35 protein-coding genes are annotated in these 26,401 nt (G+C 38.8%); 21 read left to right on the top strand and 14 right to left on the bottom strand.

The window, feature by feature from the left end; genetic code table 11:
* Window positions 1-106 precede the first annotated feature (106 nt).
* From RYX56_RS17910 to RYX56_RS17925, 4 genes are all read right to left on the bottom strand, one after another.
* Window positions 107-994, bottom strand: coding sequence for a PucR family transcriptional regulator (locus RYX56_RS17910; RefSeq protein ID WP_317123410.1), 888 nt, complete (start codon window positions 992-994; stop codon window positions 107-109).
* A gap of 111 nt (window positions 995-1,105) precedes the next feature.
* Window positions 1,106-1,279 (bottom strand): hypothetical protein, encoded by a 174-nt coding sequence (locus tag RYX56_RS17915; RefSeq protein WP_317123411.1) that lies wholly within the window; start codon window positions 1,277-1,279, stop codon window positions 1,106-1,108.
* A gap of 52 nt (window positions 1,280-1,331) precedes the next feature.
* Window positions 1,332-1,547: a YheE family protein gene (locus RYX56_RS17920; RefSeq protein WP_317123412.1), complete on the bottom strand. Its 216-nt coding sequence runs from the start codon at window positions 1,545-1,547 to the stop codon at window positions 1,332-1,334.
* Window positions 1,548-1,617: 70 nt separating this feature from the next.
* Window positions 1,618-2,085 (bottom strand): hypothetical protein, encoded by a 468-nt coding sequence (locus RYX56_RS17925; RefSeq protein WP_317123413.1) that lies wholly within the window; start codon window positions 2,083-2,085, stop codon window positions 1,618-1,620.
* Between the two features lie 144 nt (window positions 2,086-2,229).
* Between RYX56_RS17925 and RYX56_RS17930 the strand changes: the two genes are divergently transcribed.
* Together RYX56_RS17930 and RYX56_RS17935 are read left to right on the top strand one after the other, a co-directional pair.
* Window positions 2,230-3,369 carry a DUF445 domain-containing protein gene (locus tag RYX56_RS17930; RefSeq protein WP_317123414.1) on the top strand — a complete coding sequence of 380 codons (1,140 nt, stop codon included), beginning with the start codon at window positions 2,230-2,232 and terminating at the stop codon, window positions 3,367-3,369.
* A 115-nt stretch (window positions 3,370-3,484) separates the two neighbouring features.
* A complete protein-coding gene (locus tag RYX56_RS17935; protein ID WP_317123415.1) occupies window positions 3,485-3,841 on the top strand; it encodes a YlbF/YmcA family competence regulator in 357 nt (118 codons plus the stop codon).
* 47 nt (window positions 3,842-3,888) lie between these two features.
* On the opposite strand, the gene RYX56_RS17940 is transcribed toward RYX56_RS17935, so the two are convergent.
* On the bottom strand, window positions 3,889-4,089 hold the full coding sequence (locus RYX56_RS17940) for a hypothetical protein (RefSeq protein ID WP_317123416.1): 201 nt from the start codon (window positions 4,087-4,089) through the stop codon (window positions 3,889-3,891).
* 164 nt (window positions 4,090-4,253) lie between these two features.
* Here RYX56_RS17940 and RYX56_RS17945 point away from each other — a divergent pair, with 164 nt between their 5' ends.
* Window positions 4,254-5,099 (top strand): Cof-type HAD-IIB family hydrolase, encoded by an 846-nt coding sequence (locus RYX56_RS17945; RefSeq protein ID WP_317123417.1) that lies wholly within the window; start codon window positions 4,254-4,256, stop codon window positions 5,097-5,099.
* A gap of 46 nt (window positions 5,100-5,145) precedes the next feature.
* On the opposite strand, the gene RYX56_RS17950 is transcribed toward RYX56_RS17945, so the two are convergent.
* Entirely contained in the window at window positions 5,146-5,328 is a 183-nt protein-coding gene (locus tag RYX56_RS17950; protein ID WP_047973745.1) for a YhzD family protein, read from the bottom strand.
* Between the two features lie 168 nt (window positions 5,329-5,496).
* Between RYX56_RS17950 and RYX56_RS17955 the strand changes: the two genes are divergently transcribed.
* The 13 genes from RYX56_RS17955 (at window position 5,497) to RYX56_RS18015 (ending at window position 16,316) form a co-directional block, all read left to right on the top strand.
* Window positions 5,497-6,228: a hypothetical protein gene (locus RYX56_RS17955; protein ID WP_317123418.1), complete on the top strand. Its 732-nt coding sequence runs from the start codon at window positions 5,497-5,499 to the stop codon at window positions 6,226-6,228.
* Window positions 6,229-6,258: 30 nt separating this feature from the next.
* Window positions 6,259-6,636, top strand: a complete 378-nt coding sequence (locus RYX56_RS17960) for a GntR family transcriptional regulator (RefSeq protein ID WP_317123419.1) — start codon at window positions 6,259-6,261, stop codon at window positions 6,634-6,636.
* A 24-nt stretch (window positions 6,637-6,660) separates the two neighbouring features.
* Window positions 6,661-7,533, top strand: a complete 873-nt coding sequence (locus RYX56_RS17965) for an ATP-binding cassette domain-containing protein (protein ID WP_317123420.1) — start codon at window positions 6,661-6,663, stop codon at window positions 7,531-7,533.
* A gap of 66 nt (window positions 7,534-7,599) precedes the next feature.
* The gene (locus tag RYX56_RS17970) at window positions 7,600-8,499 is read left to right on the top strand and encodes an ABC transporter ATP-binding protein (protein ID WP_317123421.1); all 900 of its coding nucleotides are present in this window, start codon (window positions 7,600-7,602) and stop codon (window positions 8,497-8,499) included.
* Window positions 8,492-9,757, top strand: a complete 1,266-nt coding sequence (locus RYX56_RS17975) for an ABC transporter permease (RefSeq protein ID WP_317123422.1) — start codon at window positions 8,492-8,494, stop codon at window positions 9,755-9,757. Before RYX56_RS17970 ends, RYX56_RS17975 begins: the two co-directional genes overlap by 8 nt.
* An 84-nt stretch (window positions 9,758-9,841) precedes the next feature.
* Window positions 9,842-10,108: a hypothetical protein gene (locus tag RYX56_RS17980; RefSeq protein ID WP_317123423.1), complete on the top strand. Its 267-nt coding sequence runs from the start codon at window positions 9,842-9,844 to the stop codon at window positions 10,106-10,108.
* Window positions 10,109-10,141: 33 nt separating this feature from the next.
* On the top strand, window positions 10,142-10,900 hold the full coding sequence (yidC, locus tag RYX56_RS17985; RefSeq protein ID WP_317123424.1) for a membrane protein insertase YidC: 759 nt from the start codon (window positions 10,142-10,144) through the stop codon (window positions 10,898-10,900).
* Between the two features lie 154 nt (window positions 10,901-11,054).
* Complete coding sequence (locus RYX56_RS17990; protein WP_317123425.1) at window positions 11,055-11,267, top strand: hypothetical protein; 213 nt, start codon at window positions 11,055-11,057, stop codon at window positions 11,265-11,267.
* A 289-nt stretch (window positions 11,268-11,556) separates the two neighbouring features.
* Window positions 11,557-12,240, top strand: coding sequence for a response regulator transcription factor (locus RYX56_RS17995; RefSeq protein ID WP_317123426.1), 684 nt, complete (start codon window positions 11,557-11,559; stop codon window positions 12,238-12,240).
* Window positions 12,237-13,634: a sensor histidine kinase gene (locus RYX56_RS18000; protein ID WP_317123427.1), complete on the top strand. Its 1,398-nt coding sequence runs from the start codon at window positions 12,237-12,239 to the stop codon at window positions 13,632-13,634. The genes RYX56_RS17995 and RYX56_RS18000 overlap by 4 nt, the downstream gene beginning before the upstream one ends.
* Before the next feature lie 45 nt (window positions 13,635-13,679).
* On the top strand, window positions 13,680-14,900 hold the full coding sequence (locus RYX56_RS18005; RefSeq protein ID WP_336623184.1) for an MFS transporter: 1,221 nt from the start codon (window positions 13,680-13,682) through the stop codon (window positions 14,898-14,900).
* Window positions 14,901-15,013: 113 nt separating this feature from the next.
* Entirely contained in the window at window positions 15,014-15,973 is a 960-nt protein-coding gene (gene yhaM / locus RYX56_RS18010) for a 3'-5' exoribonuclease YhaM (protein WP_317123428.1), read from the top strand.
* A gap of 64 nt (window positions 15,974-16,037) precedes the next feature.
* Window positions 16,038-16,316 carry a sporulation YhaL family protein gene (locus RYX56_RS18015; protein WP_082153836.1) on the top strand — a complete coding sequence of 93 codons (279 nt, stop codon included), beginning with the start codon at window positions 16,038-16,040 and terminating at the stop codon, window positions 16,314-16,316.
* A gap of 400 nt (window positions 16,317-16,716) precedes the next feature.
* Here RYX56_RS18015 and RYX56_RS18020 read toward each other — a convergent pair whose 3' ends face one another.
* Both RYX56_RS18020 and RYX56_RS18025 read right to left on the bottom strand, forming a co-directional pair.
* A complete protein-coding gene (locus tag RYX56_RS18020) occupies window positions 16,717-16,833 on the bottom strand; it encodes a YjcZ family sporulation protein (RefSeq protein ID WP_317123429.1) in 117 nt (38 codons plus the stop codon).
* Between the two features lie 151 nt (window positions 16,834-16,984).
* Complete coding sequence (locus RYX56_RS18025; RefSeq protein ID WP_317123430.1) at window positions 16,985-17,899, bottom strand: peptidylprolyl isomerase; 915 nt, start codon at window positions 17,897-17,899, stop codon at window positions 16,985-16,987.
* Window positions 17,900-18,166: 267 nt separating this feature from the next.
* Between RYX56_RS18025 and RYX56_RS18030 the strand changes: the two genes are divergently transcribed.
* Both RYX56_RS18030 and RYX56_RS18035 read left to right on the top strand, forming a co-directional pair.
* A complete protein-coding gene (locus RYX56_RS18030) occupies window positions 18,167-18,250 on the top strand; it encodes a YjcZ family sporulation protein (RefSeq protein ID WP_317123470.1) in 84 nt (27 codons plus the stop codon).
* A 57-nt stretch (window positions 18,251-18,307) separates the two neighbouring features.
* Window positions 18,308-18,397, top strand: coding sequence for a YjcZ family sporulation protein (locus RYX56_RS18035; protein ID WP_317123431.1), 90 nt, complete (start codon window positions 18,308-18,310; stop codon window positions 18,395-18,397).
* 450 nt (window positions 18,398-18,847) lie between these two features.
* On the opposite strand, the gene RYX56_RS18040 is transcribed toward RYX56_RS18035, so the two are convergent.
* Entirely contained in the window at window positions 18,848-19,027 is a 180-nt protein-coding gene (locus RYX56_RS18040; protein WP_317123432.1) for a hypothetical protein, read from the bottom strand.
* Between the two features lie 165 nt (window positions 19,028-19,192).
* Here RYX56_RS18040 and RYX56_RS18045 point away from each other — a divergent pair, with 165 nt between their 5' ends.
* On the top strand, window positions 19,193-19,789 hold the full coding sequence (locus tag RYX56_RS18045; protein ID WP_317123433.1) for a YpmS family protein: 597 nt from the start codon (window positions 19,193-19,195) through the stop codon (window positions 19,787-19,789).
* A gap of 49 nt (window positions 19,790-19,838) precedes the next feature.
* Here the strand turns inward: RYX56_RS18045 and RYX56_RS18050 are convergent, their stop codons facing one another.
* The 5 genes from RYX56_RS18050 to RYX56_RS18070 all read right to left on the bottom strand — a co-directional run bounded on the left by RYX56_RS18050 (window position 19,839) and on the right by RYX56_RS18070 (window position 23,666).
* Window positions 19,839-20,381, bottom strand: a complete 543-nt coding sequence (locus tag RYX56_RS18050; protein ID WP_317123434.1) for a DUF3267 domain-containing protein — start codon at window positions 20,379-20,381, stop codon at window positions 19,839-19,841.
* 174 nt (window positions 20,382-20,555) lie between these two features.
* Window positions 20,556-21,152 carry an HTH-type transcriptional regulator Hpr gene (locus RYX56_RS18055; RefSeq protein WP_317123435.1) on the bottom strand — a complete coding sequence of 199 codons (597 nt, stop codon included), beginning with the start codon at window positions 21,150-21,152 and terminating at the stop codon, window positions 20,556-20,558.
* Window positions 21,153-21,342: 190 nt separating this feature from the next.
* Window positions 21,343-21,690 carry a YtxH domain-containing protein gene (locus RYX56_RS18060; RefSeq protein WP_317123436.1) on the bottom strand — a complete coding sequence of 116 codons (348 nt, stop codon included), beginning with the start codon at window positions 21,688-21,690 and terminating at the stop codon, window positions 21,343-21,345.
* 310 nt (window positions 21,691-22,000) lie between these two features.
* A complete protein-coding gene (gene serC / locus RYX56_RS18065) occupies window positions 22,001-23,089 on the bottom strand; it encodes a 3-phosphoserine/phosphohydroxythreonine transaminase (RefSeq protein ID WP_317123437.1) in 1,089 nt (362 codons plus the stop codon).
* 142 nt (window positions 23,090-23,231) lie between these two features.
* Complete coding sequence (locus tag RYX56_RS18070) at window positions 23,232-23,666, bottom strand: HIT family protein (protein ID WP_317123438.1); 435 nt, start codon at window positions 23,664-23,666, stop codon at window positions 23,232-23,234.
* A 184-nt stretch (window positions 23,667-23,850) separates the two neighbouring features.
* Between RYX56_RS18070 and RYX56_RS18075 the strand changes: the two genes are divergently transcribed.
* Window positions 23,851-25,437, top strand: coding sequence for a long-chain-fatty-acid--CoA ligase (locus RYX56_RS18075; protein ID WP_317123439.1), 1,587 nt, complete (start codon window positions 23,851-23,853; stop codon window positions 25,435-25,437).
* A 378-nt stretch (window positions 25,438-25,815) separates the two neighbouring features.
* On the top strand, window positions 25,816-26,316 hold the full coding sequence (locus tag RYX56_RS18080; protein WP_317123440.1) for a PCYCGC motif-containing (lipo)protein: 501 nt from the start codon (window positions 25,816-25,818) through the stop codon (window positions 26,314-26,316).
* Window positions 26,317-26,401: the final 85 nt, after the last annotated feature.

Genomic DNA, 26,401 nt, shown 5'->3' on the forward strand with positions numbered 1-26,401 from the left:
TTCCCCCTGCTTGTTTGTACTCTCATTGTAACCCCTTTCATTTCTTGTGTGCTATGGTCAGAGTGCACAAGCTTTTCTGTTCAAACTGTGCACTCTGACTATTCACTTAAGAATGGTTATGGAGCAATAGAAGGAAATAAACAAGAGTAGCCTGGGGAAATTGTTTAATATCGATTCCTGTTCGTTCAACAAACTTATCAATCCGGTATTGTAAACTATTACGGTGCATATGAAGAGCTTTAGCAGCTTGCGTTGTATTTAAGTTATGCTCAAAATAGGTCGTAATACTTGATAGAAGTTCTTTATCCTCAAGTAAATCTGCCGTAATTAAACGATCAAGTAATGAAGTTATTTCTGTTTCGGGGACAAAGCGCATCAAGTAAAGTGGAAGGACTTCGTGTTCCTGATACACATGCTTCGTGCGACTTTTACTCAAGAGGTAGTGAAAGGATTGCTCTTGCCTAAAAAAGGATTCCCTTGAGTCGGATACGTTTGATTGGATACCAATAAAAACATATAAATCAACGTAGAAGTCCGTTGAGATCGCTTCTGCAAAGTTTTCGTATTCTATTGCTTCTTCTTGGTCTGCTCCGTCTAAGACAAGAACACCGTATTGTTGATTGATCCATAGCAGTGTTTTGACATGGGGGTATGCATCATGCCAGGTCGACGTGAAGGCTTCATAATCGTCAAGTACTTCACTTAAATAAAAATGAACCAAATGTACGTGTTCTACTCCATTTGGAACGTTACCTTCTTCTAGTAACCATTCTGCCCACTGCTTGTCGACCTCATTAGTTGGTGTGGGTGTATGCTGGTATTCTTTATAAAGAAGCATTAAGAGTGTTTTTTCTTTTTCCGTTAGTTGATTTTTCCAAAAGCCAGTAGGTCTGCCACTCTCATCTACAAGCCATAATACATCTGGATGGGGAGGGGTTAGCTTTTGGGGGACAAGAGCCCCTTCAAATAAGCGGTTTAGTTTGTCGTTTAACATCGTTCCGTACACCTCGTTTGAATCCGTCTGTTTTTGAAGTATATCAAACAACGCCCGCCTAAAAAACACAAAATCCCTCTCATCATTTAATTGAGAAGGATTTTGTGTTTCTTATTTATTTTCGTTTGGACGATCTTCTTTTTCTAATTCTCTTGTTTCCTCAATAATTCCGGCGTGTGTTTCATTGACAACTCCGCCACCAAGCCCCTCATTAATCATCCGATCGATATCCATAAAAAATTCGTCGCGTCCTTCATTACATGATTCTTTTTTCTTGTCTGACATCGCTCATCCCTCCTTTTTAAATAGGATGGATTAGGAGTAAACAATCTATGCATTAATGTTCTTCATATACATGATAAAGCATTAAATCATGAATTTTAGGCTCAAGCTCTTTTTTCTTTTCATCTGAGGGAATGGGATTACTCCACTCAATCGTTCCGTCTTTATGATAAGATCCCGTATGATAAAGACCTTGATGGAAAAAGGAAAAGGCCCATTCACGTCGGACTAAATTATTACGAATTTCTTTCCACTGAAAATGAGAAATCATTTAAAAAACCTCCCTGATGCGACTGTACTAAAGCGATTACATTTACTATATCACGCCAGGGTTTATTGTGTTAGGCTTCTTTTTCAGAAATATCATCGGAATGCCAATGACCACCGCCAAACCATAGATACACCTGCCTATCACGATCCTCTAAATAAGAAAAACAGACGAGTCCAGCTTGCAGAGCCATTTTAATTCCTGCTTCATCATTATAGCGAATTCGTCTATACAATACACCTAAGTCTTGCAGTGTTGCCTCTGTTAAGTTTGCCAACAAGTGAGTTTGTTTATATTTAGGAGAGATAAGCATACTAGATAACTTCGAACCATAATGTGAGACAACCGAGCAGGCAATAATTTTACCTTCCCAAAGAGCGATTTTAATAGAAGTACCAGCATCCTCAATATGATGTTTTTTCAATTGGAAGATCCATGAATAAACGCTTTGTCGAGGAGATTTATCATATCTTTTTGAAAAACGAATAAGTGGACGACGATACTTTTCCCAATTATCATACGAGAGACTAACGATTTTCATCGCAGTTTCCTCCTTTTTTCTTAATCAAAAGAAAGAGACAAATATCCAGTTTAAAGCAAATCTTGAACTAGCGAACACGGAGCTTGATATCGTATACTATGTGATATGTGCCTATAGGGTGATTCACAGAAAGGGTGACACTAGTTGCATACTGCATGGTTTATTGGATTTATGATGGTTATTGGAGCTGTTATCGGTGGCATGACCAATTCATTAGCAATTAAAATGTTATTTAGACCTTATACTGAAAAACGAATTGGGAAATGGAAGGTTCCTTTTACACCGGGTTTAATCCCCAAAAGACACCAAGAGCTTGCAACTCAACTTGGTCAAATGGTTGTACAGTACTTATTAACAGCAGAAGGCCTTGGAAATAAGTTGAAGAGCACAGCCTTTATGGATGCGATGAATGAGTGGTTACGTTCTGAGCTAGAAAAGCTGCTCCGCAGTGAGCAAACTGTAGCAAACATACTAGAAGAAAAATTAGGAGTGGACCAACCAAAGCAAGCATTTGTCCAAAAAACAGAAGAGATTATTGAAAGAAGTTACAATCGCTTTTTTGCAGAGAGGCGTCATCAACCAATTGGAGAAGTGTTACCTGTTGGTGTAAGTAAGAAGTTAGATGAGAGTGTACCACTTGTTGCGACTTTCTTATTAGAAAGAGGACAAACTCTCTTCAGTAGCGAGGAAGGAAAAGAACGATTAAGTCAGATGATTGACCGCTTCTTATTAAATAAAGGCACACTTGGAAATATGATTTCGATGTTTCTAGGCAATGAGCGACTTGTCGATAAATTACAGCCGGAACTGATGAAGTTTATGCGTGATGCGGGAACAAAACGGATGGTCGAAGATATTTTGCACAAGGAATGGCATAAGTTAAAGCAAAAAGATGTAGCAATGATTGAATCCCATCTTAATAAAGAAGATATTATTCAGTATGTTACGTCTTCAATTGAAAAAAATGTCCCCCTCTATCAATGGATCGAGCAGCCATTTTATAAGTGGACCGGCTCATTCGAGGAACGCTTGCTGACTGAATGGGTACCGAAAATGGTGGATGCAACATCTGATTTATTAGCAAGTCACTTAGAAGGATTGTTAGAGAGATTACATCTTGAAGAGATCGTACGGGAACAGGTGGAGGCTTTCTCTGTAGAACGTTTAGAGGAGCTGGTATTAACGATTTCTAAGAGAGAATTTAAAATGATTACCTATTTAGGTGCTTTATTAGGTGGAATGATTGGCTTTATTCAAGGTTTAGTTGTCTTGTTACTCGGGTAAAGTGACTATGAGAGAGTGAGACTGTAAATATTGTTTAAATTCGCCTAATAGGATGAATTGTCGGTTTAGACATGTTATAGTCGTAAAGACTATTTTTTTAGGAGGACGTTATAGAATGTCAAATGTATACGATAAGGCTCATGAATTAAAGAAAGCAATTGCTGAAAGTGAAGAATTCTCTGCACTTCAATCAATGCATGAACAAATTGAAGCGGATGATATCGCGAAAAAGATGCTTGAGAACTTCCGTAACTTGCAGTTAGAGCTTCAACAAAAGCAAATGCAAGGTATTCAGATTTCTGAAGAAGAAGCTCAACAAGCTCAACAACAATTTGAACTTGTTCAGCAACATGAGCTAATCTCAAAACTAATGGAAGCAGAACAACGTCTAAGTGTCATCATTGGGGATATCAACAAAATTATTACTGAACCACTTGAAGAGATCTACGGTAACCCAGAAGGTCAACAATAAGTAGTGAATACAAAAGCGACAGGCATTTTCAATGCCTGTCGTTTTTTTTAGTCGCCGGGTGTTTGTTTTTTTATCTTCTTACCAATTAATACAGCCATATGCAGCACAAATCCCGCAAATAGCCCAACAGATGCTGCACCGAGCAATGCAATAGCATGCTGGTTAATCGTATCTCCTTCTAATTGAAGGCTCGTTAAAATTATAAAAATGACTGGAACAACTAAGTAAAATTGAACAAAGGTCTTCATGTGAACTCCTTTTTACTGAATGTCTAAAAAAAGTATAGCGAAAGTAACGGAATTCGTCTATCTACTTTTAGTTCTAATGCAATGTCATGATACATACAGTCTAGAGAACAGACAGGCAGACCGAAATGGGACGTGTCGTCGTAAAGAAAAAGGGGGAAAGCATCATGACGTACCGATTACTAGCCCTGAACATTGATGAAACATTAATTGGTTCTAACGCTAAGATCTCAAAGCAAACGAAAGCGGCAATTGAGTATGTAAGACAAAAAGGGGTCTATGTCACACTTGTTACTTCAAGACCTCATTCTTCTGCAAAAAGAATAGCCAAATCATTAAAATTAGATGGATACCTCATTACGAATGATGGGGCATTTGTGGCAAGTGATCCTGAAGATCCTTTATATGTAAAAAGGATCAGTGTGAACACGACCCTACAGCTTGTTGAATTATTAGAGCAATATGATTGTCATATTCGGGTGTTGCATGAAAGTTTTGCGATTGGCAATAAAACCCGTCAAAAAAATCAATTAATCGCAAAAATGACGATAGGAGTAGGGGACCCACTGTTTTATCCAGTTTCTTTTGTCGACTCAGTTTATGACCGTTTAATGCAAGAAGCGATTGCCCCACCGAAAATTCAAGTTCAATTTTTTGATGAAGCGGAACAACAATCGGCTCTAAAGCAGCTCAATGAAATGGTATGTGGAATCAATATTGTATCCATACGTGAGGGCAAACTGGAAATTGTAGCAGAAGGGGTCTCAAAATTAAATGGTTTGCAACAAGTGGGCCAAGAGCTAGGGATTTCTCTTCAAGAAATGGTTGCTGTAGGTGTAGAGGCAGACGATGTCGAGATGGTTGAACAAGTTGGTTTAGGAGTGGCAATGGGGAATGCAGCAGATGAGGTTAAATATGTTGCAGACTGGATCACTCGTTCTAATGAGCAAAACGGTGTCTCCTACATGATTCGCGAGGTTTTTAGAAAGCAACTACGTGTACAAGTAGAATAGATAGCAAAAAGCACAGTTCAATGAACTGTGCTTTTTGCTTATTAGACTAGACGTGGAATAATAATAATTTACCAGAGCGAGTTAGACGATGCGTGTGATTGGTAAAGTTTTTTTCATCCAACTTCTTCTTCCCTACTTCTTGTGCTGCTTGGTCATCGGCCGCTTCAATCTTCTCCTCAAAAACCATTTCACCATTCGCCTCATAAACCGTTAAAAAATATTCGTTCATTCCATTACCTCCTACATCATTGTAAGAATAGTGTAAAATTAAACGCTTACATAAGCAAGTGAAATAAAAATGGAAAATTATTGTTTTTTTATTATTGCTTTTAAAATGAAATGGTCATATACTGTATATATAGATATAAACACCAATACACTTTAAGAGGTGAAGCTCATGTCGGAAAATCAATTAATTAAGAAGATCATTTTGTTTGAGTTAAAGAATACACCATTAATAAAGTATGTCTGGATGGCTGCTGCGATCGGTTTAATTGTTTTTTTAGGGACACAGTTTATTGATGAAGTAAGCGTGGGCGGACGTTTACCTGTCATTTATGACTTTTTATTTTTTAGTGCTCTATCAATCGCTTACACGGTAAGATATAAACCATTTAACATCCAAGATCTAAAAGGAGGTTTGTATGCCAGCTCCTTTTTTATATTACTAAAACAAACGCCTATTGCTGATCGAGTCATTATGAAAAGCAGATTTATAATGAGTGCGATTTATATCCTTACGTTTAATTCGATTGTGTTTATGTTGTTCTATGTTTTCTCAACCAGTATAAGAGAAGGGTTATCAGTCACTGAGGCAATCATTCTTGGTATAAGCTGGCTGGCCATCAGCTGTGTATGGGGCGGAATGTATGCAGCAGGTGAACCGGGTGGAAGATATTCACCTGTAGCTTTGGTAATTTGGAGTGTCATTTACATTGTAGTACTTATTATTTTACTAACTGCTTTTAATCTGTTGGCAGGAGCTCCTTATATTATTTGGTCTATAAATGTCGTACAAACAAATCCTCTATTACTCTTAGGGATTACTCTCTTGTTTTTGTTGATTGCCACGGTCATTTGGATTTTTTCATACAAGTATTATGAAAATAAAACAGATTACCATTTGTAATTGTTCTACCACCAGAAAGGAGGTCTTTGATTGAAGTTACCAATAAGCGTCCAAGAGGGCTCACGTACTCCGATTTATCATCAAATCGAAGAACAAATCAAAGCACTCATTGTTTCAGGGCATGTTAGTACAGGAATGCCGTTGCCGTCTATAAGAGCCTTATCTAAAGATCTTGCTTGTAGTGTAATCACCACAAGACGCGCTTACCAAAATCTAGAGCAGCAGGGTTATATAAAAACAAGCCAAGGCAGAGGTACATTTGTAGCTGAAATAGATGAACGATCTAAGAAAGAAGCAAAAGCAGAAGCTGTATATGAGACGTTTAGACGAGCAATAGAAGTCGGAAGACGGCACAATTATACGGATGAGGAATTGAGAACATTATTAGAAGAAGCTTTAATGGAATAGAGAGTTTACAGGGAGGGGTAAGAAATGATTTCGTTGAAAGACATTTATAAAAAGATAGACAAAAGCTTCGAACTTGGACCAACATCATGTCACATCGAAACAGGCAGTATCGTAGCACTTGTTGGAAATAACGGAGCAGGAAAATCAACTTTATTTCAACTAATAATGGGTTTAGTGAAAAAGGAAGGCGGGGAGATTGAATATCATTTTGATGATAGCAGTCAAAATGGATGGAAGCAGGCAATTGCTTATGTCCCACAAACACCGCTTATGTATCAAGGATTTACAGTAGCACAATTAGCGGATTTCTTTGAAATGAGTTATCCAGGCTGGAATCGTAATGAGTTTCATAGGCTTACTTCATTATTTGATTTACCCTTAAAAAAACAAGTGGAAAAACTTTCAGGCGGGATGCAGAAAAAAGCGATGCTCTCCTTAACATTGGCACGAGAGTCAAAGGTTTTATTTTTAGATGAACCACTAGCTGGAGTAGACTTTGAAGGCCAAGAACAAATGAGAGATGAAATGGTTCGTTATATGGAAAGAGCAGACGATCAAAGTATCTTATTAGCTACGCACTCAGCAGATGAAATTAGAACGCTTGCTGATTATATATTGTTAATGAAAGATGGCCAGATCCTCAACCAGTATGAAAAAGATAGCCTGATAGCGTCGTGGAGTCGTATGTGGGTGGCAGCAGACCCATCTGCCGTCAAAAATATTAAAGGAATGGTCTCAGTAACTAGGCAGGGATCGTTAGTAGAATGTATTACATCAGATGTTCTAACAGTTGAACAAGAATTGAGAAGGGTGGGTGCCTCAGTCACTTCCGTTCAACCGTTAGAGCTAAGAGAAATTTTGCGAATCATTTTAAAAGAAGAAACGAAATCTGTGTAGGGACGTATAACATAAGGACGTTTAGCACAAGGGTCTATAGAAAATTAAAAGAAAGGCGGGAATCAGATGACGCTTAAAATTAATAAGATTACAAAGCGCTTTGGTCATTCTGTGGCGGTTGATCAGCTGTCACTAGAAGTACCTCGCGGAGAAATGTTTGGGATGCTTGGGGCGAATGGGGCCGGGAAAACAACTACCTTCAGAATGATGCTTGGGTTACTTGAACCTTCTGAAGGAGAGATTACGTGGAATGGTCAAAAAATTGATTATTCGAGGACAAATGTAATTGGCTATCTACCTGAGGAAAGAGGGTTATATCCTAAGCTAAAGGTAAGAGACCAACTCATCTATTTAGGTCGCCTTAAAGGGATGGCTAAAAAAGATATTCTAGTAGAAATGAAAAAATGGCTTGAGCGTTTTAAAATAACAGATTATGAGTCCAAAAGAATTGAAGAGTTATCAAAAGGGAACCAGCAAAAAATTCAATTCATTGCCTCGGTTATTCATAAGCCTGAACTTCTCATTCTAGACGAACCATTTAGTGGTCTAGATCCTATTAATGCAGAGTTATTAAAAGAAGCGGTTATTGACTTGAAGAGACAAGGGACAACAATTGTATTCTCGAGTCATCGAATGGACCATGTAGAAGAGCTATGCCAGCATTTATGTATTCTCCATCATGGAAGTCCTGTGGTTCAAGGAAATTTAAGAGAAATTAAACAGAGCTTTAGAAATAAGTTCATTGTCATTGAAGGAGAGAGACCCTTTGATTCTTTGAAAAACCTACCTGGCGTAATTAAATTTAAACAAAAGCAAGAAGGTGTGAGGCTTCAAGTTGAAGATGAGGAAGTAGCGAAGATGATTTTCTCTCACGTTGCAAAAGAAGGGTATGTGAGGAAGTTCGAAGTAGAAGAACCAAGCCTTCAAGACATCTTTATTGAGAAAGTAGGGACCGCATATGCGTAATTTTGGTATCATTCTTGCTCATACATATAAGAATCGATTAATGTCAAAAGCCTTTTTGATCTCTACAGCTATTACACTAATATTTATGATGTTTATTATTAATATGGACCGAATTTTCATGATGTTTGAAGAGGATGCTGAGAGTAGAGGAGTAGAAGTAGCTTTAGTGGAAGAGAGTGGGGAATGGTTCTTGCCTTTATCTGAACAACTCGAACCACACTCTGATCGAATTCAATTAATTGAAACATCTTTAAATGAAGAGGAGGCTCTAGAAGCAGTTTCAGATGGGGAATATGGTGCCGCATTAGTGATGCAGGAATCCAATGATGGGTTACCTCGAGCTACCTTTTATTCAGATTCACTAGCACAGCAATTTACCCCTATGCAAATTCAAAATGCGCTTCAACATATTAAAGAAACACAGGTCACTCAAGAGCTTGGTTTAAGCAGTGAGGCATTGGCTGAAATTTATTCGCCGATCTCTTTTGAAACATCGACGGTCAGCGATTCTGCTAGATCAGAGAGGGAGTTGAACCAAGCTAGGTCGTTTGTATATGTATTACTTTTTGTCATCTATTTCTCTGTACTAATCTTTGGCAATATGATCGCCACAGAGATTGCAACGGAAAAATCATCACGAGTGATGGAAATTCTCGTATCGAGTGCTTCTCCAGTGGCCCAAATGTTCGGCAAAATAGTAGGAATAGGGTTGTTGGCACTCACGCAATATGGTCTTATTTTTCTTGTAGCAGTCGGAAGTTCTGTTGTTAGTCAAGACGAAGTTGAAGGCGGCTTCACGATGATTCAAACGTTATTAGGTGAGAGTATTCCGCTAGATCTAATAGGCTATGCTGTTTTATTCTTCTTATTAGGATATCTTCTTTATGCGACACTTGCTGCTACTTTAGGTTCGCTGGTAAGTAGGATTGAAGATGTCAATCAAGTGATTGGTCCAATGAATTTATTAGTAATCGTAGCATTTTTCATTGCAATGTTCGGGATCAATGCACCTGAGTCTAGCTTTATCACGATCACATCATTTATCCCATTTTTTAGTCCGATGATTATGTTCCTTCGAGTCGGAATGTTAACGATTCCTCTATGGGAATTTTTACTTTCAGTTGGAATTCTAGTTGCGACAATTGGAATCTTAGCCATTATCGGCTCAAGAATTTTCAAAGGTGGCGTATTATTATATGGAAAGAGTTCTGCATTTAAAGATATTAAACGAGCGATTCAAATGACAAAAAAAGAATAACTGAATTGGAAATTAGATTGGATTTGTATCCGATAAAAAATGTGATATGATAACTCTAACTTAAAAAGAAAGGAGGGCGAATAGATGATAGAGGTTATTTCTGATATGACGATGCTCTGGTTAGGTGTAGTAATGACATTGTTACTTGTCGCTGCTTTTGCACGAGCAAGTGTAGTGAATGTGTGGTTTACATTTCACGTGGCGAGTAAGAAGCAACTGCTTCAAACAGAATGCATTGAATTAGTAATTGCTGCTCTTATTCGCCCTTCATCAAGTACGTATCGACCTAAGATACCATCCGTTTTTGATAAGGGCTCTAGCGATGACGAGCCACATTCACTTGTTGTTTAACTTTTAGAATTTAAACAACAAGGAGGATGTATAGTGAAAAAAGTAGGGTGGATTTTATTAATCATTGTATTACTCACAGCATTAGCAGGTTGCGGAGCGAACGGGCAGCCGATTACAGCAGAGACGGAAGGGATTTGGAATCACTTCTTTGTCTATCCGCTTTCTTGGGTACTTATTAGTGTAGCGGATCTTTTTAATGGTAGTTTCGGATTATCCATTGTTGTTGTAACGATTGGTATTCGATTATTCTTATTGCCTTTAATGGTGAAACAGCAAAAAAGCAGCCGTGCTATGCAAGCTCTTCGTCCTGAAATGGATGCTCTTCAAAAAAAGTACGGACAAGGTACAAAGCGTGATCCAAAAGAGCAACAGAAGATGCAAAAGGAATTGATGGCTTTGTATAAAGATAGCGGAGTTAATCCAATGGCAGGTTGTTTACCGCTATTTATTCAATTGCCTGTGATGATGGCCTTTTATTTTGCGATTATGCGTACGGAAGTGATCGCACTGCATTCTTTCCTATGGTTCGATTTAGGTGCCCCTGACCCATTATATTTGTTACCGGTTATTGCAGGGATTACGACATTCCTCCAGGTGAAAATGACATCTTTTCAACTTAATGATCAGATGAAGATTATTATCTATATTATGCCAATCATGATTGTAGTAGCGGGTGTCACGTTACCATCTGCGCTCTCTCTTTACTGGGTTGTCGGAAACGTATTTATGATTATTCAGACGTATTTTACCGTCGTGAGATTCGAACAAATGAAAACAGAAGTAACAAAATAATCATTGAGAGGATTCCTTATTTTATAAGGAATCCTCTTCATATTTGTACACCCTCCGCCTTAACCTAATTCTATAGGCATGCATAAGATGGTCAGAAGGGGGGGCATGCAAGTTGAACCAAACACAGGAAATGCAATCTTAGTGTCAACAATACTTGAACCAAGCCGTTCGTACAGAGATGAACGGGCAACCAAGTTATAATGGAATTATTGAACATGTTGACGAGAATCATCTTTATTTAATAGTGCCAGTCGATGAAAATCGCTACAGCGATTGCCTTATTATAGAGATAGAAAGGCGCTCAACATGGGTGCTTTTTTTGATTGTACTAGATTTAACGATGCCGAAAAGAATGTGGGAAATCTAGTTATTTCATGTTATTTGTCATGATAAGATAGTCTCGAACTACATTTTACGTGATAATAATGAGAAGAACATTTAAATACAGCTTTAGACAGGAAATGTTCTTACCCGGGAAATAATCGACGGTAAAATCCCTATTATGCAAGTAAAAAAAGCGGTTGTTTTAAAGGATTATTTCTCGTCTTAGTTTAAATTAGGCCAATAGTGGAAAATGTACTAAAATAGGTGTAAAGACAAATTAGTTAGTAGGAAATGATTAATTTGTCCGTATAGACAAGAAGGAGGATGCGGGAATGGGACAATATCTCGTTTATCTCGTTGAGGATGAACAAAACTTATCAGAAGTATTAAAAGCTTATCTTGAAAAAGAAGGATGGGAAGTACGCGTATTTAATGATGGCGACGCTGCTCGCGATGCAATTGAAGACAAGCCTCATTTATGGATATTAGATATTATGTTACCTGGTACAGATGGGTATCAATTGTTGAAGGGAATCAAAGAAAATGGGGATACGCCAGTTATTTTCATTTCTGCTCGTGATCAAGATCTTGACCGTGTGTTAGGACTTGAAATGGGAAGTGATGATTACTTAGCGAAGCCATTTTTACCTCAAGAGCTGATTATTCGCGCTAAAAAATTAGTGAATCGTGTATATGGTTCAACTTCACAAGACCAAAAGAAGATTGATTTGAATCAATATATCATTGATCCAGTAGGTCGTACGGTCGTAGATTCAGAAGTGAGTGACGAAGAAATTGTTGACCTTACGACTAAAGAAATGGATCTCATCTTGTTGTTAACCGGTGAAATTGGAAAAGCATTTTCCCGTGAGAAGATCATTGAGCACGTATGGGGTGAGAATTACTTTGGATCAGAGCGTGCAGTAGATGATGTTGTTCGTCGTGTACGTAAAAAGATGCCACGTATCCATTTAGAGACGTTATACGGATACGGATATAGGGTTCTTTCTTCATGATCAAAGTGAACTTAGCCAAACGTATTTGGCTTGCTTTTATTTCACTCATTGTATTAGTTGCTCTATCAATTATTATTATTTACCCGATCTCGATTAAAGGAACATTAACAGAAGAGACGTATCGACTAATTGAAACAGCACAAACCAGATATGCGTATCCCTTGCTCGATTTGATTGATCCAAGAGATGAAGCTGGAGGGTTTATGGATCGTCGTGAAGCCGGAGATATTGGGCACTTTTTTATTCATGATACTGTTGGACGTGCTCCGGTCGGTGATTCATTTCCTCCACCTGATATCTTGCTTGAAATGGCTCAAAATGCCTACAGGCAAGAAGCAAATCGGGGAAGATATGAGATTCAATATGGAGAGGCAACGGTGTTTTATGTCATATCTAAAGCACAGGTTCAAGGCACTCCTGGATATCATATTTCTTACATGTGGGATACGTATCGTGATCAAATGGTTAACAGACTGTGGGAACGTTTATTGTATTTACTCTTATTGACTAGTGGTCTAAGTCTGTTGCCAGCGATTTGGTTAAAGCATTATTTACGGCAACCATTAATTGTGTTAGGAAACCACCTTGAACAAATAGCTAATCGCGATTGGAAAGAGCCATTAAAATGGGATGGCGATGAGGATTTCCAGCGATTATCTGATCAATTTGAAAAAATGCGTCAGAACTTAAATAGCTATGATCGAGCGCAGAAGACGTTCATTCAACATGCTTCTCATGAACTGAAAACTCCTATTATGGTGATTAAAAGTTATGCTCAATCAGTTAAGGATGGCATTCTCCCTAAAGAGAATATGGAACAAACGATGAATGTAATTATTGAAGAGGGAAATCGAATGGAACGTCGTGTAGTTGATATGCTTTATTACACTAAGCTTGATTCCTTAAAAGAAGAAACTCCTAAGCATGAGGAAATCATCTTTGGTTCAGTTGCTTTCCAAATAGAAGAGCGTTTTCGCGTACAGCGTGAAGATGTTAAGATCAAGATTATCGGGCCTGAAACGAAGATTCATGGAGATGTCGAACAGCTTGAAGTGTTGCTTGAGAATTTAGTTGAGAATGCGCTTCGGTATGCAGTCGATACCATTTGGGTTACGGCGAAATCGTTTGAGGACCGTGTCGAAGTTAGTGTTGAAAATAACGGAGAGCCGATTCCTGAAGCTGATCTGCCACAACTCTTTAATCCATTTTACAAAGGGAATAAAGGGAAGTTTGGATTGGGACTTGCGATTGTTAAACGAATCGCTGAGTTACATGGAGGCCATCCGCGAATTGAAAACAGTGATGTTGGAGTGAAATTCGTTATTAGCTTCCCAACACCAAATTTAAAAGAACAAACAGCTAATAGAACAAAGAAAAAGGAGAAGAAGTCATAGATTGACGCTTCTTCTTTTTCATTTTATACTTATTTCGATACACTAATTAATGTAAAGAAGGATCATACTATGAAAAATAAAGAATTTAAGTCTTTATTCATGCTGATGATTAATATGTTTGTCATAATGATGGGGATAGGATTAGTGATTCCGATTCTTCCTTATTACGTAGAAGCATTTGGGGCATCGAGTTTTGAATTAGGCTTACTTATTGCTGTTTTCTCCTTTATGCAATTTTTACTTGCTCCTTTTTGGGGTAAAATGTCTGATAAATATGGCAGAAAGCCATTAATTGCTATTGGTATGTTTGGGTTTGCTGGTGCTGAATTTATTTTTGCTTTTGCAACCGACCTATGGATGCTTTTTCTCTCTAGAATGCTTGCTGGTTCTTTCGGTTCGGCAATAATGCCAGCTGCTATGGCCTATGTTTCTGATCGCACTTCACCGGAAAAACGCGGACATGGGATGGGGATGCTTGGAGCTGCAATGGCGTTAGGAATCGTATTTGGCCCCGGGGTAGGAGGATGGTTAGCAGAAGTAAGCTTAGCATTACCGTTTCTCTTTGCAGGGGTTGCAGCAACACTTGCTGGTATCTTCTCTTTGTTTCTTTTACCTGAATCATTGTCAAAAGAAAAGCGGGCAGAATTGGCGCTTACAGCTGACCATAGCAATCAATTTGTTCAGATGTGGCAAGCGATTAAGAGTCCTGTAGGTTTTTTATTATTATTGGTATTTGGTTTAAGCTTTGGTCTAGCCAATTTCCAAACGATTTTTGGAATGTATGCTCTGCATCAATTTAACTATTCACCTTCACAAGTTGGATTCATCATGGTGTTGGTCGGAGTCATAGGAGCAGTTGCTCAAGGTGGACTTGTCGGAAGGCTAACGCTGCGCTTTGGGGATGAGAGAGTAGTCTTAGGCGCACTTCTTTTAAGTGGAGTTGGGTATGTCGTAATGATGCTCGCCTTTGACCTTCCAACCGTGATATTGACAACGTGTTTGTTTTTCTTAGGAAATTCAATTCTCAGACCAGCTGTGAATACGATGATTTCAAAGCTGGCAGGGGATAGGCAAGGAATGATTATGGGGTTAAATAACTCCTTTTTAAGTCTAGGAAATGTTGTCGGTGCCATGCTTGCTGGATTGATGTTTGAGTGGAGTATGTACCTTCCTTATAGTATGGGAGCTCTTACGATGTTTATTGCATTTATTGCAACGGTCTATTGGCTTGCTAAACGAAAGCAAGCAATAAAATCAACTGCTTAACAAGAGGAACCTGTTCTCTAGACAAGAGAATAGGTTCTTCGAGTTTGTGAAAAGACTTCTTCAAATATGCTATACTATAAGGCAAAGATATAAATTAAAATGAGGTGAAACGGTTGAGTAAAGGAATCCGCTATCATAAAGTAGGCGAGAAGATTGAATCTTATTTACTAATTAAAACAGCTACTAAAGGAATTGCGAGTAACGGCAAGCCGTTCTTAACATTAATCCTAGGCGATCATACAGGAGAGCTTGAAGCAAAGCTTTGGGGATGTTCGCCTGAAGATGAAGTGGCGTTTGCTAGTAAGGCCATCGTACATATACAAGGTGATGTTATTGAATACCGTGGACGCCTTCAACTAAAGATTGGTAGCATCCGTCCAACAACGGCGATGGATAATGTAAAGGTAGCAGATTTTGTGCGCTCCGCTCCGATATCACCAGAAGATATGCTTGAAGAAGTAACACAATACATTTTTGAAATGAAGAACCCCACGATTCAGCGTATAACTCGCTTTTTATTAAAGAAGCATCAGCAGGCATTCCTTGAATCACCAGCTGCGACAAAAAATCATCATGAATTCGTATCAGGGCTTGCATATCATGTTGTGTCAATGTTGAAAATTGCTAAAGACTTAGCAATTCTCTATCCAACGTTAGATAAAGATCTTCTTTATGCAGGTGTGATTTTACATGACTTAGGGAAGGTTCGTGAGTTATCTGGACCGATTGATACGAAATACACGATTGAAGGAAAGCTTTTAGGTCACATCTCCATTATGGTTAATGAGATTGGAGAAGCAGCTAAAGAGCTTGAGCTTGATGGGGAAGAAGTATTAATTCTTCAACATATGGTGTTAAGCCATCATGGAAAAGGCGAATGGGGCTCACCAAAAGTACCTGTCGTTCGCGAAGCTGAAGTGCTTCATATGATTGATAATGTTGATGCGAAAATTAATATGATGGACCGAGCACTTGAACGTGTCCAACCAGGAGATTTCTCAGAACGTGTTATGGCTTTAGACAACCGTAGTTTCTATAAACCAACTTTTCATGAACCGCCATTAGATATCTAGGTTCTAGTTTTCCCCCTAGCGACATATTCATTACTACAAGAAGACAAGCAAGGGGGAAAAAGAGATGGACAAACGTCAAAAAAACCAACGCTTAGCACTGATTTTGTTAATTATCTTAGCTGCATTGTTTGTTTTGACTCAAACAGCGATAGGAGCAGCTCTTCTAGCAAGCCCATGGTGGGTCTATTTCGTTATTGCAGGGATTTTACTTAGTGGATACTTGTCGGTGAAATATTCAAAGGAAGAGCGTGAATTTGAGCAAGAATGGATTGAAAAAGAAGGTAATGTCTATATGGAAAGACTAGCGGAAGAGAAAGCACGCCGCATCAAAGAAAGGTCGTAGCATTAGCTACGACCTTTTTGTGCGAGTAAAGCGACTCGTTTCCGCTTTGGTGTCTAGCTGCAGGGCCTACTCGCTTGAGGTTCTTTCATTCCGTCAAAAGAAGTTAAAAGGAGACTTCTCATTGCCAGTTTGAAAGACTGGTCGCTCGTGAGCAAGGCCATACAGCTTTTCTTGTCTTGCTGCGGCTGGGTAAAAACGGTGAATCAAATGAAGTCAAAGGGCGACTTCATATTGCTCCCCTTATTTTTCCGCATGCCAGCCCACTCGCCTCCACTTTTCTTGTCTAGCTGTGTGGCTCAGGTCATCGGTCGCTTCACTTTGTCAAACGAAGCAAAAAGCGCTTCTCATTGGCAAAGCTCCATCGCCCTCATACCTAAACGAGCCAACTTCGCTTTTCTATTTAGCAGTAGAATGTTGCTCCTACGATGACTAATAGGATAAAGAGTATTACGAGTACAGTAAATACGTTATCGCCGTGATGGCAATCATAACCTTGGACTGGACCACTTTTTGACATGTTACTCATCCTTTCATATCCATAATTGGGGTGCTCCCTTAATCTAACGTATGCAGGTGTCTAATTTTTGACATAGGCATATGTGTAATTTAGGCTTACTTCCAAAATACAAAAAACCAACACCAGGTTCACTAGCGTTGGTTTTTATTCATTATTCGTTTGTTTCTTCCGCTTCTTCATTTTCATCAAAGAGGTCAGCGAATTCAGGATCTTTCACATCAATATCCGCGTTGTCGATCAAATCACTTAAAACTTCTTCAGTTGATTTAGACTGTTCTTGGGTAAGAGCTTGTTCAATATCATCTGCAAAGTCATCGTAATTAGATTTTCGATCTGTTACTTTAATAATATGGTATCCATATTGAGATTCTACTGCGTCGCTTACTTCGCCTACTTCAAGGGCAAAGGCAGCTTCTTCAAATTCAGAAACCATTTCACCTTCACCAAAGAAACCTAATTCTCCGCCACGGGTAGCAGATCCATCCATTGAATATTCAGCAGCTAAATCGGCAAATTCTTCGCCTTCTTCTAGCTTCTGAAGAACTTCGTTTGCAGTATCTTCATCTTCAACAAGAATATGGCTTGCTTCAACTTGTTCAGCGTATAATTCTTCATTTTCCTCGTAGTAAGCTCGTTTGTCTTCTTCAGTCACATTGACCTCTGATTTCGCAAGCTTATCCAAAACTATTGGCGGTACAACCATGTCTTCTACAAATTCATCCATTGATTCATACGACATGTTAAATTGTGCTTTAAGGATTTCAAGAAGCTCTTCGTCAGATTCCACGTTTAATTGTCCCTTAAAGTTTGCAATACCTTCTTCAACTTCTTCTTCTGTAACACCTACTTCTTCTTTGGCGTCAGCGATTAAGATGCGTTGAACCATTTCTTCTAAAGTAGCTTGACCATAACGTTCTTTCATTTTATCAAAAAACTCAGCTTCTGTTACTTCATTTCCCTCAACGGTTACAACTACCTCAGAATCAGATGTTGTTTCTTCGTTGTTACAAGCTGCAAGAGCAGTTAGACACGCTAGACCTACCGCAGCGATTATTCGTTTATTCATTTATTCCACTCCTCAAATTGTCGCTAGTCATGTGTCTTGGAAACATCTATTTAATAAGGATTCAGGTTGTTTCGCTTATAAATAATTAGGTTTACACAATGAGTAGTCGAACCTTAATACAGAAAATACTATACCATATATTAAGGTTTTAAAGAAAGGTTTTCCAAAGGAATTGAAAACTTGAAATAGATATTTAGGGCAATCGCCTAGTACCTAAACGAGGCGATTGCATAGTATATCCTAACAAAACAAAGAGGAGGTGTTCTTATGTCTCACGGATATCATGGTGGTTTTGCGTTGATCGTGGTGTTGTTCATCTTATTAGTAATTGTAGGTGCGGCTTGGTGCTAGAGTTGCATCAACACCTCTTTACGGTTAACTATTACAAACGGAAAGGGGGATTCCACAATGGGTCACTCTCATGGCTTTAACGGATTCGCGTTGATCGTAGTGTTATTTATCCTACTAGTGATTATCGGCGCGTCTTGGTGCTGCTAATAACCGAATAAAAAAGAATGGAGCGCTGTAATATGCGCTCCATTCTTTTTTATTTAGCGACGTTTCCGCATGCCAGAACAGTCGCCTTCGCTTTTCTTTGTCTAGCTTCGTGGCTCAGCTCATCGGTCGCTTCACTTTGTCACGAAGCAATAAGGCGCCTCTCATTGCCAAAGCTCCACCGCCCTCATACCTAAACGAGCCAACTACGCTTTTCGTGTCTAACTGCGGTTCCTTGTCCTGCGGGGAAAAACGGTGAATCAAATAAAGTCAAAGAGCGACTTCATATTACTTACCCTCATTTTTCCGCATGCCAGAACAGTCGCCGATGCTTTTCATGTCTAGCTGCATGATTCAGATAATCGGTACCTTCACTTTGCCAAACGAAACAAATTCCGCTTCTCATTGTCAAAGCTCCAGCCTCCTCATATCTAAACGAATCATTCCGCTTTTCTAGGTAAACATAAATTTTACGTATGTGGAAGTGAGTAAAATTGTCATAAGGATATTAATTGTACGAAAAACTTTTGGTTGTTTTTCAGACGGAATTTCTCTACGTTCACACAATGCGTCCGTCATTGAATTAATCATGTACAAAATAAATAGGGCAAAAAATACTAGGAAAAAGACCATCCAACTGCCTCCAGTCTAGCTTTGTCTTATACTAAACTTTAACAAAACTTTTTAAAAAAAGATAGAAGTATGCAAGATTTAGTTTTCCGAATAAGGGAATGAGTGGGTAAGGATGTTTGTAAAATGATTTAGAAGCACGTACAATCACTAAAAAGGGGTGAACGTATGACTGAGAATACCAAGAAGCGATCTCTATTTAAATGGGCTTTTTTCACGCTTGCTGCCATTAATGTCATTCTACTTATTCTGGCCTTTGTTTTCGTCATGAGACTAGTAGGTCCAATTGATGATAGTCACTTTGTAGAGACGGGACCAATCGATCGTGAGGCCACATTCACTATTGAAACGACAAAAAGTAAGCTTAATGGATTAATAGCGAATCAAATAGAGGAAGAGGATGCGGGTGTACCATATGTTGTCGAGCTTGGTGATGAATTTATTCAATTTAGATCTGAATTTAATTTACTAGGTCAACGCGTTCCACTACAAATGAACTTTAAGCCTGAAGTGAGCAAGAAGGGAGATGTCTTACTATTAGCTGAGTCAGTATCTGTAGGCATTCTTCAGCTTCCTCAAGATCGAGCGATGCAGTTGATCAGAGATTATGCAGAGTTGCCTGAATGGGTTGAGATCCACCCAACTGACCGTCTAGCCCATATAAAAGTAACTGAGATAGATGTGGATCCAAAACTTGATTTTAGAGCTAGAACGATCAACTTAAAAGAAGATGAGATTGTTTTTGAAATGTTAGTTAATGAATAATAGATAAACAGACAAAAAGCAGAATCCATGTTTATCATGGTTCTGCTTTTTATACTGCTTGCTTAATAAGGATATGAAACCCTTCATCATGATCTTCAATAAAGCACTTCTTAGGAGCCTTCAATAAGTGTGAAGCATAGACTAAATCGTAAAAGGCTAAACCAAAGTTGACTGAAGTAAGAATTGAAAAGTAAGGCAAGTATTCTGGCCACATAATGGATCCTACTGCACACAAGCTAGTAATAATGGCTAGTGGCGAGATAAGAGCTAATAAGTAGACATTTCTTGATAGTGGCTCTTTAAGCTTTATGGCCATCGTTGGTACAAACATATATTTACCAAATTTTATAATCGCACGTCCACCAAAAAGCCAAATGGGTAGGCAGTGGAGAATTTTATGTGAAATGACTAGTAGAAGTAAGCCAGTAATAAAAGTACCAAATCCAAATGGAGTAAATTCTGTTGTTTGAACAATCGTACTCATAATTAAATAATAAAATAAGAACGATAATAATACAGTACTTGTTGAAAACATGACTAGGCGCAACGTACCGTAATCACGAGAAATGTTAATGGTTTTCCAGCAGTTCATATCTAAGCTGCACCTCCTCAATCTAAGTGATTAATTTACGCTCTTTTTGGAGATAATGCAATACCTCTGACAAAAATAAAAGGATTTCGACAATAACAAACGTTTTCACGGTTTCATAAATAGGAAAAAGGACCGATTGGATTTAACCCAACCGGTCCTTTTATCACGGAATGATTAAGATGTTTCTTTTTTAGGTTCGTTCTCCTCGAGTAGCGTTTGTCTCGGTGAGAGGCGACCTCCTTCTTCAGTAAAATCCTCTTCAAACTTTTGAAGCGTTTGTTCAAACATATCGATGAAATCTGGTCCGTAAATATGGCGGAGCATACTCATTATTTCTGAGAATTCTGGGAATTTACCGTATAGTTCTTTGATTGGCAAGGCGCCTCCATAGACACCGTACGTGCTCGGTTCATAAGCTTCTAAGGTTTTTAAGAACATATCTTTTCCTTCTTGAGTTAAACAGACATACGTATTACGTTTATCATTCTCTTTTTTTGAAAACGTAAGAAAGCCTCGTTCTTCAAGCTTTTTAGAAAAGTTAAATGCTGTAGAGACATGCATCACACCAAATTTGGCAATATCAGAAATAGAAGCGCCATCGAGGTGATAAGCAATCCACAAAATATGGTGCTCATTAATATTTAAATCAAATGGTTTAATCCAAGTCTGCCAATCTCTTTCTACAGACTTCCATAAGGCTTTGCTTAATTGAGCTACCTTATGATTAAAAATAACGGACTGTTTTAAAGAGTAAGGTTCATTTTGCTCCATTTTTCTCCCCCTATCCAATCTTCAACGTGAGTCTATACCGTAAAATTGTTATTTCTAAATACTTTTATTACTTATTATGACAAGAGTTCACCTAAAAAGAAAGAGGAATTCTCTCGTTTTTAGAAATTTTCTAATAAATCACTATGAATCTATATTTATATAGTGATCACTACGGATAATGAAAAGCAGCCTAACTAAGCTGCTTCATTTCTTTGACTCGTTGTTGCAACGCATCGGTATCTTTTTTTAGTTGATTAAGGCTCGGCTGAACATCTTTTTTCCAATCTGAGATGACCTCTTTTACTTCGCCACTAACTTCCTTAATCGATTGAATGCCAAGTTGAGTGGTTTCAGTAACTTTTTCTTTCAAAATAATTGTATCGTTAGAAAATTGATTAACGTCTCGGCGCCATTTTTTCATCTTGGCTTTGTAACTCTGTTGTAAATCTGGTCCGGATGCAGGGGTGGTGAGGAGAGTAGCTGTGCTAGCTAAGACAATTCCTGTTGCAATCCCATAGAGCAATGATTTTGAATTCATAATAAGATTTCACCTCGATTGTATTTGATCGTCATGTATACATAGTTTGTTTCATAGAATAAAAAAAGGAGGGAACATGACTTATGCACGCATTCATTTTATTAGTTATATCCTTTTGTCTTCTAATGATCTATGGACTGATTTATGCAATTTCTAGGTTGGTAAAGTCAGGTGAGTCTACCGAGAGAACTTATTGGAAAAAAACAATATTTTTTATGTTTACGTTTGCTGTATTAAGTGGGGCTGTGTCTGGATGGCTCTTATCATATGTCTAGGAGAGAGCTGACTATGGTGCAGCTCTCTTTTTTCGTTAACTGTGTGTTTGCTGAAATTCTTCCATAAATGTACGAAGAGCGGTACAAGCTTCAACAGGCACAGCGTTATAAATGGAAGCGCGACAACCGCCTACAGAGCGGTGTCCTCCTAAACCAACAAATCCTTTATCAGCAGCTTCATTCAAGAACGCTTTCGTTAAGTCTTCGTTAGGAAGAGTGAAGGTAACATTCATTCGTGAACGACTTTCTTTTGTAGCGTGTCCTGTGTAGAAGCCATTGCTTTGGTCGATTGCTTCATAAAGTAAGTTTGCCTTCTTTTCGTTCTGTTCTTGGATAGCCAAAGCACCACCTTGATCTTGCACCCATCTTAAAACGTTACGAAGCATGTAGATCGCAAACGTTGGAGGTGTGTGGTAAAGGGAGTCTGCTTTTGCATGAGTTTGGTAGCGTAAAATGGTTGGAATATTGTCATTTTCCTGTTCTAATAAGTCTTTTCTCACAATGACAACTGTTACCCCAGATGGACCTAAATTCTTTTGCGCTCCTGCATAAATTAGCCCGAATTTTTCGATGTCAAGAGGACGAGATAAAATATCACTAGACATGTCTGCAATTAAAGGGACATCTTTTGTGTCAGGGAACGATTGCCACTGTGTACCATAAATTGTATTGTTTGAAGTAAGGTGTACATAAGCATCAGTTGATTCAATGGTAGATGAGTCAAACGAAGGAATTGACTTATATTGTTCATTTTTAGTAGATGCGGCAATACTTGCTTCACCGATTAATTGAGCTTCCTTGAAAGCTTTTTCTGACCAAGATCCACTCATCAAATAGCTTGCTTTTTGACCTTCTTTAAGCAGGTTCATAGGGATCATTGAAAATTGTAAGCTCGCTCCTCCTTGAAGAAAGAGAATTTGATAATTGTCTGGTATGTTTAATAGTTTTGTTAATAGTTGTTTTGCTTCTTGGTGAACAGAGTCGTACGTTTTGCTGCGATGACTAAGTTCCATTACGGACATGCCACTATCCTCAAAGTTTACTAACTCTTTTTGAGCTGTTTCTAAAACAGATTTAGGTAATGCTGATGGACCTGCATTGAAGTTATACACTTTTTTACTCATAAGCTCTACTTCCACTCCTTTAGTTCTGCACCACAGTAATGTTTCTATCTAATACGATTATCGTACCATAATTTTTTTAAAAAAGAAGGGGAAAGTAAGGATATTTTCTGAATCTACAGAAAAAAAGAACTGACTATGGAAGTCAGTTCGTAACATGTGCTGAAACAGCAGCAGCCATCTCTTGTAATTGGGGCGGGGAATACTCAGAGCTATGATCTTTCCAGACTGCTCCAAATCCATCACCTTTACCGTAACGTGGGATTAAATGAACGTGATAATGGAAGACAGTTTGTCCTGCAACATCCCCATTATTATTTACGATATTTAAACCTTCTGGCTTGTATGTAGCTTTAAGTGCTTTTGCAAGCTTAGGGACGACTGAAAAAAGGTGACTTGCAACGTCTGTATCAAGTTCAAAAACATCCACTTGATGCGCCTTAGGGATGATCAATGTGTGGCCTTTTGTTACTTGGCTAATATCCATGAAGGCTAAGACCTTCTCATCCTCATATACTTTAGAAGCCGGAATTTCTCCTTTAATAATTTTACAGAAGATACAGTTTGAATCATGAGACATCGAATCATCCTTTCAAATGGGTTTATTTTCTTTTTTCTACTATATCTTAGCAAGTGAGCTCGATGCAACTGCTTAAGCTGTTTTGTAACAGTTAACGTTCACTGTTCTGTTATTGGCACAGACTAGGACGTATGGTATGATATAGTTAGAAAATTACAATAAATCAGTCGCAGGAGGAACGATTATGCATGTACCTTTAGTTTTGCTTGATTTCCTAGACCGTGCCGTGGAATTATACAGAGAGAAGCCAGCTATTATTGGTGAAAAGAGAACGCTTACATATCAGCAATTAAATGAACGAGTTCAACAACTTTCCCATGGTTTAACGGAACTTGGTATTAATAAGGGTGATAAAATTGCCTATTTAGCACCGAATTCAGAAGAAATGCTGGAGGGGTTCTATGGTGTATTTCAAGTAGGAGCAGTCATGACCTCTTTAAATACTCGTTTAAAGCCTGAGGACTATTTATTTATTTTAAATCATAGTGAGAGCCAAGTTTTATTTGTAGACCATGAACTGTTCCCTTTAGTAAAGCCAATATTAGATAAACTAGAAACCGTTAAAAAGATTATCATTCATGGGGCAGATGAAGATCATGAAAAGGGCCAATCATATGAGCGATGGCTCAGTCAGTTTCCAACAACAACCTTTGATCGTGTTCCATTAGAAGAAACAGATCTTGCTAATATTCTTTATACGAGTGGAACAACTGGTAATCCTAAAGGCGTCATGTTAACTCATCGCAGTAATTATTTGCATGCACTAACTACACAGCATCATTTACGCGTAAGCGATCAAGATAAGTTGATTCATATCTTGCCTATGTTCCACGTAAATGGATGGGGTTCTCCTTTCTATTACACAGCAAATGGGGCAACTCAAGTAATGCTGCGTAAGATTGATCCAAAAGCCATCTTTGACAAAATCGAAGAGAATAATGTGACCGTAGCCCATATGGCACCAACCGTATTAAATATGTTGCTTGAATATGCCAAACAAGAAAACGTTCCGAAGAATAAAAACATGCGTGTTGTGATTGCCGGCTCTGCACCGCCTCCAGCATTTGTGACAAGAGTAGAAGAAGAGCTAGGGTGGGAATTCATTCAAGTTTACGGTATGACTGAGACAAGCCCACTCGTCACTACTTCCCAAATTCGTTCTGAGCAACAATCACTCGATGATGCGGCAAAAGCGCGTTTGAAAGCAAAAACGGGCTATGCCATGATCGGTTCAAAATTACGTGTGGTAAACGAGTACGGTGAGCCAGTCGTAGCTGATGGTAAGAGCATTGGTGAGATTGTTGTTCGTGCCAATGGAGTGATGGAAGGTTATTGGAAAAATCCTGACGCTACGAATGAAACGATCCGAGAGGGGTGGCTTCACACAGGAGATATGGCAACGGTGGACGAAAATGGTTACATGGAAATTGTAGACCGTAAAAAGGATGTCATTATTAGTGGAGGCGAAAACATCTCTTCGATTGAGGTAGAAGGTGTATTATATGAGCACCCAGCCGTATTAGAGGCAGCTGTTATTGCGGTTCCTCATGAAAAATGGGGAGAAGTCCCTCATGCGGTGGTCGTCCTACGTGAAGGGGAGCAGTTAACGGAGGAAGAAGTGATCCAATTTGCAAGAAGAAAGATGGCTCATTTCAAAGCTCCCAAAAGTGTTGTGTTCGCTGAAGCACTTCCTAAAACAGCATCAGGAAAAATTCAAAAGGTGCAGATTCGTAAAGAGTATTGGGGAGACGGAGCAAGAATGGTTAACTAATCAAAATCGACAGCCCTCACTTTGTGGGGGCTGTTTTTCGTGGTAGTGATAGTCTGTTGAAGGCTGCTAGTTTATGAGGATTTATTGATTTGTGCGAAATTATTGATATATGAGCGAGTTGCTGATGCTCCCCTTTATTTATCAGCATGCCAAACCAGTCGCCTCCGCTTTTCTTGTCTAGCTGCGGCTCCTTGTCCTGCGGGAAAAAACGGTGAATCAAATGAAGTCAAAGAGCGACTTCATCTTGCTCCCCCTTATTTATCAGCATGCCAAACCAGTCGCTTCCGCTTTTCTTTTTATTCACAGTTTTGTGCGGTTTTTTGGTTGTGGGGGCGTGCTATAATACGGAGGAATAACTTCGTTAAAGGAGCTTGTGTGATGAAAAAATTAGGACTTTTCCTTGCGGTTATATTGCTTGTGTTTCCTGCTATCGGTTGTCAAAGTCATGAGGTGGAAGAAGAAGCTACAGAAGATCATGCCAATCATGATATGGTGATGGGAGATCTTCATGAAAAAACAGCTTCAGCTGAGGAGTTGCCGACATTTTTAGCCAACCATCATGAGGCGATTGGTGATATCTATGAACGAACCCCTCATTACCAAGATTTACTTGAGCATATGCCATGTTATTGTGGATGCGGCGAATCGGTCGGTCACCGTAGTACATTCGATTGTTTCATTCATGAAAGAGGCGAAGATGGTTCCGTTGTGTGGGATGACCACGGGGCAAAGTGTGGCGTTTGTTTAGAAATTGCTCACGCCTCAATGGAGCTTTATGATAACAGAACCCCCGTTGATGAAATACGTGCCTTGATTGATGAGCGATATAAAGAAGGTTATGCAGAACCTACGGATACCCCTCACCCTTCTGCATCTTAATGAATAGAAGTAGCCGATTATCGGTTACTTCTTCTCTTTTATTTAGAGGGTTTTAGGGTAATAGTGGAGAAGGTAGTCTTCAATT

Origin of the sequence: Alkalihalophilus lindianensis, from assembly GCF_032843265.1 — a bacterium.
Classification (GTDB): domain Bacteria; phylum Bacillota; class Bacilli; order Bacillales; family Bacillaceae_D; genus Alkalihalophilus; species Alkalihalophilus lindianensis.